Annotated in this window: 14 protein-coding genes; 3 read left to right on the top strand and 11 right to left on the bottom strand. The window is 68.9% G+C overall.

Annotated elements, in window-relative coordinates; translation table 11 throughout:
- Window positions 1–4: 4 nt before the first annotated feature.
- Complete coding sequence (locus PXH83_RS17985) at window positions 5–373, bottom strand: holo-ACP synthase (RefSeq protein ID WP_274561397.1); 369 nt, start codon at window positions 371–373, stop codon at window positions 5–7.
- Window positions 370–2,217 (bottom strand): glutamine--fructose-6-phosphate transaminase (isomerizing), encoded by a 1,848-nt coding sequence (gene glmS, locus PXH83_RS17980; RefSeq protein WP_274561396.1) that lies wholly within the window; start codon window positions 2,215–2,217, stop codon window positions 370–372. The genes PXH83_RS17985 and glmS overlap by 4 nt, the downstream gene beginning before the upstream one ends.
- A 78-nt stretch (window positions 2,218–2,295) precedes the next feature.
- Here glmS and coaA point away from each other — a divergent pair, with 78 nt between their 5' ends.
- Both coaA and PXH83_RS17970 read left to right on the top strand, forming a co-directional pair.
- On the top strand, window positions 2,296–3,285 hold the full coding sequence (coaA, locus tag PXH83_RS17975) for a type I pantothenate kinase (protein ID WP_274561395.1): 990 nt from the start codon (window positions 2,296–2,298) through the stop codon (window positions 3,283–3,285).
- Between the two features lie 12 nt (window positions 3,286–3,297).
- On the top strand, window positions 3,298–4,242 hold the full coding sequence (locus tag PXH83_RS17970; protein WP_274561394.1) for a DUF389 domain-containing protein: 945 nt from the start codon (window positions 3,298–3,300) through the stop codon (window positions 4,240–4,242).
- A gap of 6 nt (window positions 4,243–4,248) precedes the next feature.
- On the opposite strand, the gene glmM is transcribed toward PXH83_RS17970, so the two are convergent.
- The 4 genes from glmM to PXH83_RS17950 form a co-directional block, all read right to left on the bottom strand.
- A complete protein-coding gene (gene glmM / locus PXH83_RS17965; RefSeq protein WP_274561393.1) occupies window positions 4,249–5,607 on the bottom strand; it encodes a phosphoglucosamine mutase in 1,359 nt (452 codons plus the stop codon).
- Between the two features lie 141 nt (window positions 5,608–5,748).
- Window positions 5,749–6,276, bottom strand: a complete 528-nt coding sequence (rpsI, locus tag PXH83_RS17960; RefSeq protein WP_274561392.1) for a 30S ribosomal protein S9 — start codon at window positions 6,274–6,276, stop codon at window positions 5,749–5,751.
- A 42-nt stretch (window positions 6,277–6,318) separates the two neighbouring features.
- Window positions 6,319–6,762 carry a 50S ribosomal protein L13 gene (gene rplM, locus PXH83_RS17955; protein WP_274561391.1) on the bottom strand — a complete coding sequence of 148 codons (444 nt, stop codon included), beginning with the start codon at window positions 6,760–6,762 and terminating at the stop codon, window positions 6,319–6,321.
- Between the two features lie 517 nt (window positions 6,763–7,279).
- Window positions 7,280–8,908, bottom strand: coding sequence for an ABC-F family ATP-binding cassette domain-containing protein (locus PXH83_RS17950; RefSeq protein ID WP_274561390.1), 1,629 nt, complete (start codon window positions 8,906–8,908; stop codon window positions 7,280–7,282).
- Window positions 8,909–9,056: 148 nt separating this feature from the next.
- Here PXH83_RS17950 and PXH83_RS17945 point away from each other — a divergent pair, with 148 nt between their 5' ends.
- Window positions 9,057–9,908 (top strand): hypothetical protein, encoded by an 852-nt coding sequence (locus PXH83_RS17945; protein ID WP_274561389.1) that lies wholly within the window; start codon window positions 9,057–9,059, stop codon window positions 9,906–9,908.
- On the opposite strand, the gene truA is transcribed toward PXH83_RS17945, so the two are convergent.
- From truA to rpsM, 5 genes are all read right to left on the bottom strand, one after another.
- Complete coding sequence (gene truA / locus PXH83_RS17940; RefSeq protein WP_274561388.1) at window positions 9,882–10,757, bottom strand: tRNA pseudouridine(38-40) synthase TruA; 876 nt, start codon at window positions 10,755–10,757, stop codon at window positions 9,882–9,884. The two genes, PXH83_RS17945 and truA, sit on opposite strands and share 27 nt — an antisense overlap.
- Window positions 10,758–10,850: 93 nt before the next feature.
- Window positions 10,851–11,354, bottom strand: coding sequence for a 50S ribosomal protein L17 (gene rplQ / locus PXH83_RS17935; RefSeq protein ID WP_214920400.1), 504 nt, complete (start codon window positions 11,352–11,354; stop codon window positions 10,851–10,853).
- 78 nt (window positions 11,355–11,432) lie between these two features.
- On the bottom strand, window positions 11,433–12,455 hold the full coding sequence (locus PXH83_RS17930; protein ID WP_003956430.1) for a DNA-directed RNA polymerase subunit alpha: 1,023 nt from the start codon (window positions 12,453–12,455) through the stop codon (window positions 11,433–11,435).
- Window positions 12,456–12,618: 163 nt separating this feature from the next.
- Entirely contained in the window at window positions 12,619–13,023 is a 405-nt protein-coding gene (rpsK, locus tag PXH83_RS17925) for a 30S ribosomal protein S11 (protein WP_003948617.1), read from the bottom strand.
- A gap of 66 nt (window positions 13,024–13,089) precedes the next feature.
- The gene (gene rpsM / locus PXH83_RS17920) at window positions 13,090–13,470 is read right to left on the bottom strand and encodes a 30S ribosomal protein S13 (protein WP_214920401.1); all 381 of its coding nucleotides are present in this window, start codon (window positions 13,468–13,470) and stop codon (window positions 13,090–13,092) included.
- Between the last annotated feature and the right edge of the window lie 94 nt (window positions 13,471–13,564).

The raw sequence follows: 13,564 nt of genomic DNA, 5'->3' as shown, positions 1-13,564 counted from the left end.
AAACTCACCCTTCAGCAATGACCACAGCAGAAGCGATCCCCGCGTCATGACTGAGCGAGACATGCCACGACCGCACTCCGAGCGCCTCGGCCCGTGCCAGTACCGTCCGGCTCACCCGCAGCCGCGGCTGCCCGCTGTCCTCGACGTACACCTCCGCGTCCGTCCAGTGCAGCCCGGCCGGCGCACCCAGCGCCTTCGCCAGCGCTTCCTTCGCCGCGAACCGGACTGCGAGCGAGGCGACGCCGCGCCGCTCCCCGCTCGGCAGGTACAACTCGCTCTGCAGGAAGAGCCGCTCAGCCATCTGCGGCGTACGCTCCAGCGAAACCTTGAACCGCTCGATCTCCGCGACGTCGATCCCCACCCCAATGATCATTCGACGGTCACAGACTTCGCGAGATTCCGCGGCTGGTCGACCTCGTTGCCGCGCGCCGTGGCCAGCTCGCACGCGAAGACCTGCAACGGCACGGTCGCGACCAGCGGCTGAAGCAGCGTGGGCGTGGCGGGAATCCGGATCAGGTGATCCGCGTACGGAGCCACCGCCTCGTCGCCTTCCTCCGCGATCACGATCGTCCGGGCGCCCCGGGCCCGGATCTCCTGGATGTTGGACACGATCTTGCCGTGCAGAACGGACCGTCCCCGGGGTGAAGGCACCACGACGACCACCGGCAGGTCTTGCTCGATCAGCGCGATCGGCCCGTGCTTGAGCTCACCCGCCGCGAAGCCCTCCGCGTGCATGTACGCGAGCTCCTTCAGCTTCAACGCCCCCTCCAGCGCCACCGGGTACCCCACATGCCGCCCGAGGAACAGCACGGTGTCCTTGTCCGCCAGCGACCGCGCCAGCGCCCGCACCGGCTCCATGGTCTCCAGGACGCGATCCACCGCCCCAGAAATCTTGGAGAGCTCCTGTACGACGTCCCGGACCTCGTCCCCCCACTTGGTCCCCCGTACCTGTCCCAGATAGAGAGCGACCAGATAGCAGGCGACCAACTGCGTCAAGAACGCCTTCGTAGAGGCGACAGCGACTTCCGGACCGGCATGCGTATAAAGCACCGCATCCGATTCCCGGGGAATGGTCGACCCATTCGTATTGCACACGGCAAGAACCTTCGCGCCCTGCTCCCGCGCGTGCCGCACAGCCATCAGGGTGTCCATGGTCTCGCCGGACTGCGAAATCGCGATCACGAGGGTCTGCGCGTCGAGAATCGGATCCCGGTAGCGGAATTCACTCGCGAGTTCCGTCTCGCAGGGAATCCGCGTCCAGTGCTCGATGGCGTACTTCGCGATCATCCCGGCATGGAACGCGGTCCCGCAGGCCACCACCACGATCTTGTCGACTTCCCGCAGCACGGAGGCCGGAATCCGCACTTCGTCCAGGGTCAGCGACCCGCCCGAGTCGATCCGCCCCAGCAGCGTGTCGGCGACCGCCTTCGGCTGCTCGGCGATCTCCTTCAGCATGAAGTAGTCGTAGCCGCCCTTCTCGGCAGCGGACGCGTCCCAGTCCACGTGGTACTCCCGTACCGCCGCAGGAGCACCGTCGAAGCCGGTGACGGTCACGGACTCCCGCCGCAGCTCCACGACCTGGTCCTGCCCCAGCTCGATCGCGGACCGCGTATGGGCGATGAACGCGGCGACATCGGAGGCGAGGAAGGCCTCGCCGTCTCCCACGCCCACCACGAGCGGCGAGTTCCGTCGCGCCCCCACCACCACATCCGGCTCGTCCGCGTGTACGGCGACCAGCGTGAACGCCCCTTCGAGCCGCCGGCACACCTGCCGCATCGCCTCCGCCAGGTCCACACACGACGAGAACGACTCGGCGAGCAGGTGGGCCACGACCTCGGTGTCGGTCTCGGACGCCAGGTCGTGCCCACGCTCGGCGAGCTCGGCCCGCAGTTCCGCGAAGTTCTCGATGATCCCGTTGTGTACGACCGCCACCCGCCCCGCGTTGTCCAGATGCGGATGCGCATTGGCATCGGTGGGCGCCCCGTGCGTGGCCCACCTGGTGTGCCCGATGCCCGTGGACCCGTCCGGCAGCGGCCGCCCCACCAGCTCCTTCTCCAGATTGACGAGCTTCCCGGCCTTCTTCGCCGCGGCCAGCCCACCGTCCGCGAGCACGGCAACACCTGACGAGTCGTAACCCCGGTATTCGAGCCGCTTCAGCCCCGCGAAGACAACATCAAGCGCCGGCTGCCCGCCGACGTAACCCACGATTCCGCACATGTCGGCAGCCTACGGCCGGGGCCCCCACGTGACCGAGCACACCACCCACGACCGGCCCATACCACCGACAATGGCCCTGTGATCACTTCGCCGCCACGAAGCACCCAGCGCCGGACAGACGCTTCGCCCTACCTGGATCTCACCCGGGCGGAGTGGAGCGCGCTGCGCGAGAAGACCCCGCTGCCGCTCACGGCGGAGGAGCTCGACCGGCTCCGGGGCCTCGGCGACGTGATCGACCTGGACGAGGTACGGGACGTCTACCTCCCTCTCTCCCGCCTGCTCAATCTCTACGTGCAGGCGACCTCGGGCCTGCGCGGCGCCCTCAACACCTTCCTCGGCGACGCGGGCAACGGCCACGGCTCACAGCGCGGCACCCCCTTCGTGATAGGGGTGGCGGGCAGCGTCGCCGTAGGAAAGTCGACCGTCGCCCGCCTTCTGCGGGCGATGCTGGCCCGCTGGCCCGAGCACCCCCGCGTCGAGCTCGTCACCACCGACGGGTTCCTCTACCCCATGGAGGAGCTCAAGCGGCGCGGCCTGCTGTCGCGCAAGGGCTTCCCGGAGTCGTACGACCGTCGGGCCCTGACCCGTTTCGTCGCCGACATCAAGGCGGGCAAGGACGAGGTCACCGCCCCCGTCTACTCCCACCTGATCTACGACATCGTGCCCGGCGAGCGCCTCACGGTCCGCCGCCCCGACATCCTGATCGTCGAGGGCCTGAACGTCCTGCAGCCCGCGCTCCCCGGCAAGGACGGCCGTACGCGCGTGGGCCTCGCCGACTACTTCGACTTCAGTGTGTACGTCGATGCGCGCGCCGAGGACATCGAGACCTGGTACCTCAACCGCTTCCGCAAGCTGCGCGACACGGCGTTCCAGGACCCCTCGTCGTACTTCAGAAAGTACACCCAGGTCTCGGAGGAAGAGGCCCTCGACTACGCCCGTACGATGTGGCGCACCATCAACAAGCCCAATCTGCTGGAGAACGTGGCCCCGACACGCGGGCGTGCCACGCTGGTGCTGCGCAAGGGCCCCGACCACAAGGTCCAGCGTCTGTCCCTCCGCAAACTCTGAGGGGTGCGACCCGTGCTTCACCTGCGACTGATCGTCCCTGCCGACCGCACCGACGAGGTCGTCAGCACGGTGGAGAAGACGGTCGGCACGACGCACCTCGCCATCGTCCCCGGCGCGGCTCGCAATCCGGCGGGCGATCTCGTCATGTGCGACGTGGCGCGCGAGGCGGGCGACACGCTCATCAACAGCCTGCGCGACCTCGGCATCGACGAATGCGGCTCCATCTCGGTGGAGAACATCGACCTGTCGCTGTCCCAGCGGGCCGACAAGGCCGAGGCGGAAGCGCCGGGCGAGGCCGCGGACGCGGTGCTGTGGGAGCAGCTGGAGGAGGCGACGCACGAGGAGTCGACGCTCTCGGTCACCTACCTGGCGTTCCTGTCGCTGGCGACGATGATCGCGGCCTGCGGTGTGGTGCTCGACAACGCGATCCTGATTGTGGGCGCGATGGCGGTGGGCCCGGAGTTCGGCCCGCTGGCCGGCTTCTGCACGGCGGTGGTCCAGCGCGCTCCGCGGTTGGCCTGGCGGTCGTTCCTCGCGCTGATCGCGGGCTTCGCGGCGGCGATGGCGGTGGCGGTCGCGTTCAGCTTCTTCATGGACGCAACGGGCCTGTTCACGCAGGAAAAACTGGACGCTGCCCGCCCCAACACGGGTTTCATCTACGCCCCGGACTGGTTCTCGTTCGTCGTGGCCGTACTGGCGGGCTCGGCAGGAATGCTGTCGCTGACGTCGGCCAAGTCCGGCGCCATGGTGGGCGTGGCCATCTCGGTGACGACGGTCCCGGCCGCGGCGAATGCGGCGGTGGCGCTCAGCTACGGCGAGGTGGGCCAGACCTGGGGCTCGTCGAAGCAGCTCCTGCTGAACCTGCTGGGCATCGTCATCGCCGGCACGCTCACGCTGCTGGTCCAGAAGTATCTCTGGGCCAGGCAGCGCGAGCGCACCTCGCGCACGAACCCGTAACGCGTACTACCCGAGAGCGGACTTCACGGCGTCGGCCAGCCGTCCGGCAACGGCCTTCGCCTGGTCGATGTCCGCGGCCTCGACCATCACCCGAACGAGCGGCTCGGTGCCGGAGGGCCGGAGCAGTACCCGCCCGGTGGCGCCCAGTTCACGCTCGGCGTCGGCGACCGCGACGGCCAGCTCGGCGGAGGTGGTGACGCGGGACTTGTCGACGTCGGGCACGTTGATGAGGATCTGCGGCAGCCGTGTCATGACCCCCGCGAGGTCCGCGAGCGTACGTCCGGTCGCGGCCACCCGCGCGGCCAGCATCAGGCCGGTCAGGGTCCCGTCGCCGGTCGTGGCGTGGTCCAGCACGATCACGTGCCCGGACTGCTCGCCGCCGAGCGCGTACCCCTCGGCCTTCATCGACTCCAGTACGTACCGGTCGCCGACGGCCGTCTGTACGAGCTCGATGCCCTCGCGCTCCATCGCCAGCTTGAAGCCGAGGTTCGACATGACGGTGCCGACGACGGTGTTCTTGCGGAGCCCGCCGGCTTCGCGCATGGCCAGTGCGAGGACGGCGAGGATCTGGTCCCCGTCGACCTCACGCCCTTCGGCGTCGACAGCAAGGCACCGGTCGGCATCGCCGTCATGCGCGATGCCCAGATCGGCGCCGTGCTCGACGACGGCGGCCCGGAGCAGCTCCAGGTGCGTGGAGCCGCACCCGTCGTTGATGTTCAGCCCGTCGGGTTCGGCGCCGATGGTGACGATCTCGGCGCCGGCCCGGGTGAAGGCCTCGGGCGAGACGCGGGACGCGGCGCCGTGCGCCTCGTCGAGAACGACTTTCACCCCGTCGAGCCGGTTGGGCAGCACACCGATCAAGTGCGCGATGTACTGATCGAAGCCCTCGTTGTACTCGCTGACGCGCCCCACACCTGCGCCGGTCGGCCGCGCCCACGGCTCACCGGTGCTGTGCTGCTCGTACACCGCCTCGATCCGGATCTCCAGCTCGTCGGCGAGCTTGTGCCCACCGCGTGCGAAGAACTTGACACCGTTGTCCGGCATCGCGTTGTGGCTCGCCGAGAGCATCACGCCGAGGTCGGCGCCGAGCGCGCCGGTCAGGTAGGCGACCGCGGGGGTGGGCAGCACGCCCACCTTCAGCACGTCCACGCCCGCGCTTGCGAGACCCGCCACGACGGCGGCCTCCAGAAACTCTCCCGACGCACGCGGGTCTCGCCCGACCACGGCGGTCGGCCGATGCCCCTCAAAGGTCCCCGCTTCGGCGAGCACATGCGCCGCCGCGACCGAGAGGCCGAGCGCGAGCTCGGCCGTCAGGTCCGCGTTGGCGACACCGCGCACACCGTCAGTGCCGAAGAGTCGTCCCACTGGTGTCCTCCGAAAATGCTCCGAAAATGCAAGCTCTTGAGCGGCCTTACGCCGTTATACGCCGGGCATGCCGATAAACGAACGCCCCGGCAGCACAGAATGTGCCGCCGGGGCGAACGGTGAAGCAGCCGAGCAGGCGGATTAGCGCTTGCTGTACTGCGGCGCCTTACGGGCCTTCTTGAGACCGGCCTTCTTGCGCTCGACCGCACGGTCGTCGCGGCTGAGGAAGCCGGCCTTCTTCAGCGTGGCGCGGTTGTTGTCCACGTCCGCCTCGTTCAGCGCACGGGCAACGCCCAGGCGCAGCGCACCGGCCTGGCCGGAAACGCCGCCACCGGCGATACGCGCGATGACGTCGTAGCGGCCGTCGAGCTCGAGCACCTTGAAGGGCTCGTTGACTTCCTGCTGGTGAACCTTGTTCGGGAAGTAGTCCTCGAGCGTACGCCCGTTGATCTTCCACTTGCCGGTGCCCGGAACGATCCGGACGCGGGCGATGGCGTTCTTGCGACGACCCAGGCCGGCAGCCGGCTGCGGTTCGCCGAAGCGGCCCGCGAGCGACTCGGAGGTGTACTCGCCCTCGACGGGCACCTCGGACTCGAAGGTCGTCACCGCGTCGAAGGTCTCTTCGGCGTCGGTACCCTCGACGGGCGTCTCTACAGTGGTCTCGGCCACGATGCTCCTCAGATTTCTTTACGTCTTAGGGGGTGGCCGGAACTACTGCGCGACCTGGGTGATCTCGTACGGCACCGGCTGCTGAGCAGCGTGCGGGTGCTCGGGACCTGCGTAGACCTTGAGCTTCGAGAGCACCTGACGGCCCAGGGTGTTCTTGGGGATCATGCCCTTGATGGCCTTTTCGACGGCCTTCTCGGGGTTCTTCGCGAGCAGCTCGTCGTAACGAACGGAACGCAGACCACCCGGGAAACCGGAGTGGCGGTAAGCCATCTTCTGGGTCTTCTTGTTGCCGGAGAGGTGAACCTTCTCGGCGTTGACGATGATGACGAAGTCGCCCATGTCCATGTGCGGGGCGTAGATCGCCTTGTGCTTGCCCCGCAGGAGGGTGGCGGCAGTCGTCGCCAGACGGCCCAGGACGATGTCCTGCGCGTCAATGATGTGCCACTGGCGCGTGACATCGCCGGGCTTGGGGCTGTACGTACGCACGGTCGTAGCCTTCGCTTCTTCAGTGTTGGGGTATCCCCAAGCCCCTCGGGCTTAGGGGAAGGGTCCTGACAAGGCCACACGGGCGATCACGACAGCCTTGGCGGCATTCGGGGACGCAACCCGTCTGCCAGCCGCTGGTCATCGGCCCGGTGGACCGGCGTAAGGGCCCCTCGCGTGAGAACGACCAAGCCAATACGCATAACAAACTGGAAGCTTACCGCCCTCCCCCACACGGGTCAAAACGGCTGGCCACGAAGCCATTGCCGGAGCGGCATCCGCATCCGGGACACCGCTCCGCCCCGCCTACCGCGCCCGCTCCACCCTCCCCCAAGCTCTTAAGGAGCAGGGGGGACCCCCACCTCGTCCCACACCGGCTCCGACGGCGCCCTCTCCACGCCGCACTCGCACCGCTCGGCCCCGGGGGGCCTCCCGGGCTTCGCCCGGCTGCGCCGGACTCCGTCCGCCGACCCCGGCCACCCTCGCAGCCCCCACACCACCCGGCCGACACTCCCGCGCCTCACCGCGCCCGCTCCACCCGCCGCTCGTCCCACACCGGCTCCGACGTCTCCCGCACCACGCCGTCCGCCCCGAAGACCAGGTAGCGGTCGAAGGACTTCGCGAACCAGCGGTCGTGCGTGACGGCCAGCACCGTCCCCTCGTACGCCTCCAGCCCCTCCTGCAGCGCCTCCGCCGACTCCAGGTCAAGGTTGTCCGTCGGCTCGTCGAGCAGCAGTGCGGTCGTCCCCTCCAGCTCCAGCATCAGGATCTGGAAGCGGGCCTGCTGCCCGCCCGAGAGCTTCTCGAAGGGCTGATCCCCCTGCCGCTCCAGCTCGTACCGCCGCAGGACGGACATCGCCCCGCCCCGGTCCTTCGCGTGCCGCGTCCACAGAATGTCGACGAGCGTCCGCCCCAGCAGCTCCGGATGCGCGTGCGTCTGGGCGAAGTGACCGGCCACGACCCGCGCGCCCAGCTTCCACGTCCCCGTGTGAGCCACCGTCTCCCCGGCCAGCAGCCGCAGGAAGTGCGACTTCCCGGACCCGTTCGACCCGAGTACGGCGACCCGCTCCCCGTAATAGATCTCCAGGTCGAAGGGCTTCATCAGCCCCTCCAGTTCGAGCCCCTCGCACACCACCGCCCGGACCCCCGTCCGCCCGCCCCGCAGCCGCATCTTGATCTCCTGCTCGCGCGGCGGCTCCGGCGGCGGCCCGGCGTCCTCGAACTTCTTGAAGCGGGTCTGCATCGCCCGGTACCGGGACGCCATGTCGGGACTGATCGCCGCCTGCTGCCGAAGCCGCAGCACCAGCGCCTTCAGCCGCGCGTGCTCTTCCTCCCAGCGCCGCAGCAGCTCCTCGAACCGCGCGAACCGCTCCCGCCGGGCCTCGTGATACGTACCGAACCCGCCACCGTGCACCCACACATCGGACCCGGCCGGACTGGGCTCAACGCTCACGATCTTCTCGGCGGCGCGGGCCAGCAGCTCCCGGTCGTGGCTCACGAACAAGACCGTCTTACGGGTCTCCTTCAGCCGCGCCTCCAGCCACCGCTTCCCCGGCACATCCAGATAGTTGTCCGGCTCGTCGAGCAGCAGCACCTCGTCGGGCCCCCGCAGCAGCGCCTCCAGCACCAGCCGCTTCTGCTCACCCCCGCTGAGCGTCCGCACCTCACGCCACTGCGCCTTCTCGTACGGCACCCCGAGCCCAGCCATGGTGCACATGTCCCAGAGCGTCTCGGCCTCGTACCCGCGCACCTCCGCCCAGTCGCTCAGCGCCTGCGCGTACGCCATCTGCGCGGCCTCGTCGTCCCGCGTCAGGATCGCGTGCTCGGCGGCGTCCACCGCCGCGGCCGCCTCGCGGATCCGCGGCTGCGCGACCGAGACCAGCAGGTCCCGTACGGTCCGCTCGTCCCGCACCGACCCCACGAACTGCGGCATCACGCCGAGCCCGCCGCTGACCGTCACGGTCCCGCCGTGCGGCTGGAGCTCCCCCGCGATCAGCCGCAGCAGCGTCGTCTTCCCGGCGCCGTTCGCGCCGACCAGCGCGACGACGGACCCCTCGCCCACCCGGAACGAGGCGTCACCGAGCAGCACCCGCCCGTCCGGCAAGTAGTACTCCACGTGCGCAGCCTCAAGATGTCCCATGCTCCGCATTCTGACCGCCCGCCGCGCCATAGCCCAACCGGATTAGGATGCCCCCCATGCTGTGCCATCCCGGGGGACGACCCCCGGACTCCCGGCCGGACAAGCAGGCCGCCGGGCTTCCCAGTACGACACAGCACGACACGCGGGGTGAACGTCAGTGAGCTTTGGCCAGCAAGGCCCTCAGGATCCGTACGGATCGCACGCACCGGACACACCGGACTGGGCAGCACTCGCCGACGCTTCAGCCGCCCGCGCCCGCCGCAAGAGGTGGATGTACATCGGCGGCGGCGTCCTGGCGACCGCCGCTGTGGGCGCGATCGTGGCCACGGCAGTCGTCTCCGCCGGCAACAGCAACACCGGCCCGGACAACACGGCGAGCCAGCTCCCCACTCCCGAGAACCTGCCCGCGGAGACCGGCGGCCCGGGCCCCTCGTTCTCCTCGCAGGCACCGCCGCCCCCGCCGGACCCCAAGGAGTTCATCTCCAGCGCCAAGAAGGACAAGGCGCCGCTGAGCGCCGACACCCTCTTCCCCGGCAAGAAGCTGACGATGGGCGGCCGCGCCTACGCCAAGGGCGCGACGAGCCGCACCACCAGCTGCTCCGCGGCCACCCAGGGCGCCCTCGGCTCCGTACTCGCCAACAACGGCTGCGACCAGGTCATCCGCGCCACGTACTCCAAGGGCGGCGTAGCCGTCACCGTCGGCGTCGCGGTCTTCGACACCGCCGCGCAGGCGGAGAAGGCGAAGGAGCAGGCGAGCGGCGGCCTCGCCTCCCTCCCCGGGGCCGGGGTCCCCACCTTCTGCCGGGCCGGCGCGATCTGCCGCAAGACGGCCAACGCGTACGGCCGCTACGCCTACTTCACGGTCGGCGGCTTCACCAACGGCAAGAACGTCACCGAGGCCGACCAGGACGTCTTCAAGACCGGCGACGACCTCGCCGAGTTCACGTTCCGTCAGATCCACCAGCGCGGAAAGACTCAGGCGTCAGCAGCAGCCGCCGCCGGACAGTGACGACCCGGGCAGTGTCCGCATGTTGCGGGCCGTGCGAGCACGCGCGGCCAGCAACTCATCGGCCGGATAGCCGACTTCCTCAAGGGTGAGGCCGTGCGGGCGTACGACATGGACGGACGAGTCCCGTACGCCCGCGGCCAGCACCTTCGCCGGCCAGTCCGTGTCGCGGTGCCCGTCGCCGACGAACAGCATCGCGCCGACGAGCGAGCGCACCATGTTGTGGCAGAAGGCGTCGGCCCGCACGGTAGCGGTGATGACACCGTCCGCCCCCCGCTCCCAGCTCAGCTGCTGAAGCGTACGAATGGTCGTCGCACCCTCGCGCTTCCTGCAGTACGCCGCGAAGTCGTGCTCCCCGACCAGCTTCTCCGCCGCCCGGTTCATCGCATCGACGTCCAGCTCCCAGTCGTGCCACAGGACATGCCCGCGCAGCAGCGGATCGACTCCGCCCGGGTTGTCCGTGACGCGGTAGGCGTACCGCCGCCAGACCGCCGCGAACCGCGCGTTGAATCCCGCCGGCGCCTCCGCGACCTTCCACACCCGCACGTCGTGCGGCAACCGCCCGGCGAGCCGCCGCAGCAGCTTGTCCCGGTGCTCGGCCCACACGTCCTCCGGCAGGTCGACGTGCGCGACCTGGCCGCGCGCGTGGACGCCCGAGTCCGTACGCCCGGCGACCGTCAGCTCATAGGTGCGCGCGGACCGCGTCACCGTCCGCAGCGCGGACTCCAGCTCGCCCTGGACCGTACGTCGTTCGGTCTGCTTCGCCCAGCCGGAAAAGTCCTTCCCGTCGTACGAAAGATCCAGCCGCACCCGTACGAACCCGGGCGCCGCACCCTCAATGTCCTCGCTCACCCGTAAATCCTCTCAAAGCAGCAAGCTGCACAGCAGAACGGGCCCGCACCGCCCCGAAGGGTGATGCGGGCCCGCCCAGTGGTCTCAGAACGCTCAGGCGTCCTTGGACTCAGCCTCGGCCTCGGCCGGAGCGGCGTCCTCGACGGTCTCGGCCGCAGCCTCGTCCTTCTTGAGGGCGTCTTCCTTGACCGCGCGCTTCGTAGCAGCCTCGGCCTCACCGGTGGCGGCCTGCGCCACGGTCAGGGCCTCGACCAGCTCGATGACCGCCATCGGGGCGTTGTCGCCACGACGGTTGCCGATCTTGGTGATACGGGTGTAACCACCGGGGCGGTTCTCGTACCGCGGGGCGATCTCGGTGAACAGCGTGTGCACGATGCTCTTGTCCGTGATCGTCTGCAGCACCAGGCGACGGTTGTGGATGTCGCCCTTCTTCGCCTTGGTGATCAGGCGCTCGGCGACCGGACGCAGGCGGCGGGCCTTGGCCTCGGTCGTGGTGATGCGGCCGTGCTCGAACAGCGACTTCGCGAGGTTCGCGAGGAGCAGACGCTCGTGCGCGGCGCTGCCGCCCAGACGGGCACCCTTGGCGGGCTTCGGCATGTGTTTCTCCTTGGGTCTGCACCGGCCGTATCAGGTACCGGTGTCAGTTACCGACGAGCTAGTGCCCGCCGGAAGTTTTCAGTACTGCTCGGTCTCCACGAAGCCCGCGTCCGCGTCGTCGTCGGCGCCGAAGGCGTCGGCGGCAGCGGTCGGGTCGAATCCGGGCGGGCTGTCCTTGAGGGCCAGGCCCATGCCGGCCAGCTTCGCCTTGACCTCGTCGATCGACTTCGCACCGAAGTTCCGGATGTCGAGCAGGTCGGCCTCGGAGCGCGCCACGAGCTCACCCACGGAGTGGATGCCCTCACGCTTGAGGCAGTTGTACGAACGAACGGTGAGCTCGAGCTCCTCGATCGGCAGCGCCAGGTCGGCGGCAAGGGCGGCGTCCGTGGGGGACGGGCCCATGTCGATGCCCTCGGCGTCGATGTTGAGCTCACGCGCCAGACCGAACAGCTCGACCAGCGTCTTACCGGCGGACGCCATGGCGTCGCGCGGCCGCATGGCCTGCTTGGTCTCGACGTCGACGATCAGCTTGTCGAAGTCGGTGCGCTGCTCGACACGGGTCGCCTCGACCTTGTACGTGACCTTGAGCACCGGCGAGTAGATGGAGTCGACCGGAATACGGCCGATCTCCTGGCCCACCTGCTTGTTCTGGACGGCGGAGACGTAGCCGCGACCGCGCTCGACGGTCAGCTCCATCTCCAGCTTGCCCTTGCCGTTGAGCGTGGCGAGAACGAGGTCCGGGTTGTGGACCTCGACACCGGCCGGCGGGGCGATGTCAGCAGCGGTGACCAGGCCGGGACCCTGCTTGCGCAGGTACATCACGACCGGCTCGTCGTGCTCCGAGGAGACGACGAGCTGCTTGATGTTGAGGATGAGGTCGGTGACGTCCTCCTTGACGCCCGGCACGGTGGTGAACTCGTGCAGGACCCCGTCGATCCGGATGCTGGTGACAGCGGCACCGGGGATCGAGGAGAGGAGCGTACGACGCAGGGAGTTGCCGAGGGTGTAACCGAAGCCCGGCTCGAGGGGCTCGATCACGAACCGCGAGCGGTACTCGTCGACGACCTCTTCGGTCAGCGACGGACGCTGAGCGATAAGCATGAGAAATGCCTCCAGTCTTGGCACCCACTATTTGATGCCAACTACTACAAGGGTACGGGCGGCACGGCCCGAAAGGACCGTACCGCCCGAGTACAACGCGCACGGAGAGAAGGTCGGTCTTCACTCCGTGCGCACTGCAACAACCAGAGTCGGACGCAGAGCGTCAGACGCGGCGACGCTTGGGAGGGCGGCAGCCATTGTGCGGGGTGGGGGTGACGTCCTGGATCGAGCCGACCTCAAGGCCAGTGGCCTGGAGGGAGCGGATCGCGGTCTCACGGCCGGAGCCGGGACCCTTGACGAAGACGTCGACCTTGCGCATGCCGTGCTCCTGCGCGCGGCGGGCGGCCGACTCGGCGGCCATCTGCGCGGCGAAGGGGGTGGACTTGCGCGAGCCCTTGAAGCCGACGTGGCCGGCGGAGGCCCAGGAGATCACGTTGCCCGTGGGGTCGGTGATCGAAACGATCGTGTTGTTGAACGTGCTCTTGATGTGGGCGTGCCCATGAGCGACGTTCTTCTTTTCCTTGCGGCGCACCTTCTTGGCAGCGCCCTGACGACCCTTGGGGGGCATCTATATCTCCTACGGGAGGTGGTCGGTCCTACAGCGCAAGACCGCTGATGAGCGTCCGGCTGAGGACTACTTCTTGCCCGGCTTCTTCTTGCCGGCGATCGCGCGACGCGGGCCCTTGCGGGTGCGGGCGTTCGTGCTGGTGCGCTGACCGTGGACCGGCAGGCCGCGACGGTGACGCAGACCCTGGTAGCAGCCGATCTCTACCTTGCGGCGGATGTCGGCCTGCACCTCGCGACGGAGGTCACCCTCGGTCTTGAGGTTGGCGTCCACGTACTCACGCAGCTTGACCAGGTCTTCTTCGGCCAGGTCACGAACGCGGGTGTCCGGGTTGACGCCGGTCTCTGCCAGCGCCTTCTTCGACTGGGTACGCCCGATGCCGAAGACGTAGGTGAGGGCGACCTCAACGCGCTTTTCGCGCGGGAGGTCAACGCCGGAAAGGCGTGCCATTCATGGCTCCTGTTGATTCGGAGGTCTTCCGCAGAACCGTTCCCGGCCGCCGACCCCTCCCCTGAAAGAGAAGCGGTACGTTCCGGGTCCCCGG

Source organism: Streptomyces spiramyceticus (genome assembly GCF_028807635.1).
Lineage (GTDB): Bacteria > Actinomycetota > Actinomycetes > Streptomycetales > Streptomycetaceae > Streptomyces > Streptomyces spiramyceticus.
The sequence above is the reverse complement of the archived record's forward strand: the minus strand, read 5'-3'. Positions and strand labels throughout refer to the sequence as shown.

Bases quoted from the DNA above. Each gene is read 5' to 3' on its own strand.
- PXH83_RS17950 (WP_274561390.1), bottom strand. From the start codon at position 8,908: ATGCGGAGCATGGGACATCTTGAGGCTGCGCACGTGGAGTACTACTTG.
- rplQ (WP_214920400.1), bottom strand. From the start codon at position 11,354: ATGCCGAAGCCCGCCAAGGGTGCCCGTCTGGGCGGCAGCGCCGCGCAC.
- rpsK (WP_003948617.1), bottom strand. From the start codon at position 13,023: ATGCCCCCCAAGGGTCGTCAGGGCGCTGCCAAGAAGGTGCGCCGCAAG.
- glmS (WP_274561396.1), bottom strand. From the start codon at position 2,217: ATGTGCGGAATCGTGGGTTACGTCGGCGGGCAGCCGGCGCTTGATGTT.
- PXH83_RS17930 (WP_003956430.1), bottom strand. From the start codon at position 12,455: ATGCTTATCGCTCAGCGTCCGTCGCTGACCGAAGAGGTCGTCGACGAG.
- rpsM (WP_214920401.1), bottom strand. From the start codon at position 13,470: ATGGCACGCCTTTCCGGCGTTGACCTCCCGCGCGAAAAGCGCGTTGAG.
- PXH83_RS17985 (WP_274561397.1), bottom strand. From the start codon at position 373: ATGATCATTGGGGTGGGGATCGACGTCGCGGAGATCGAGCGGTTCAAG.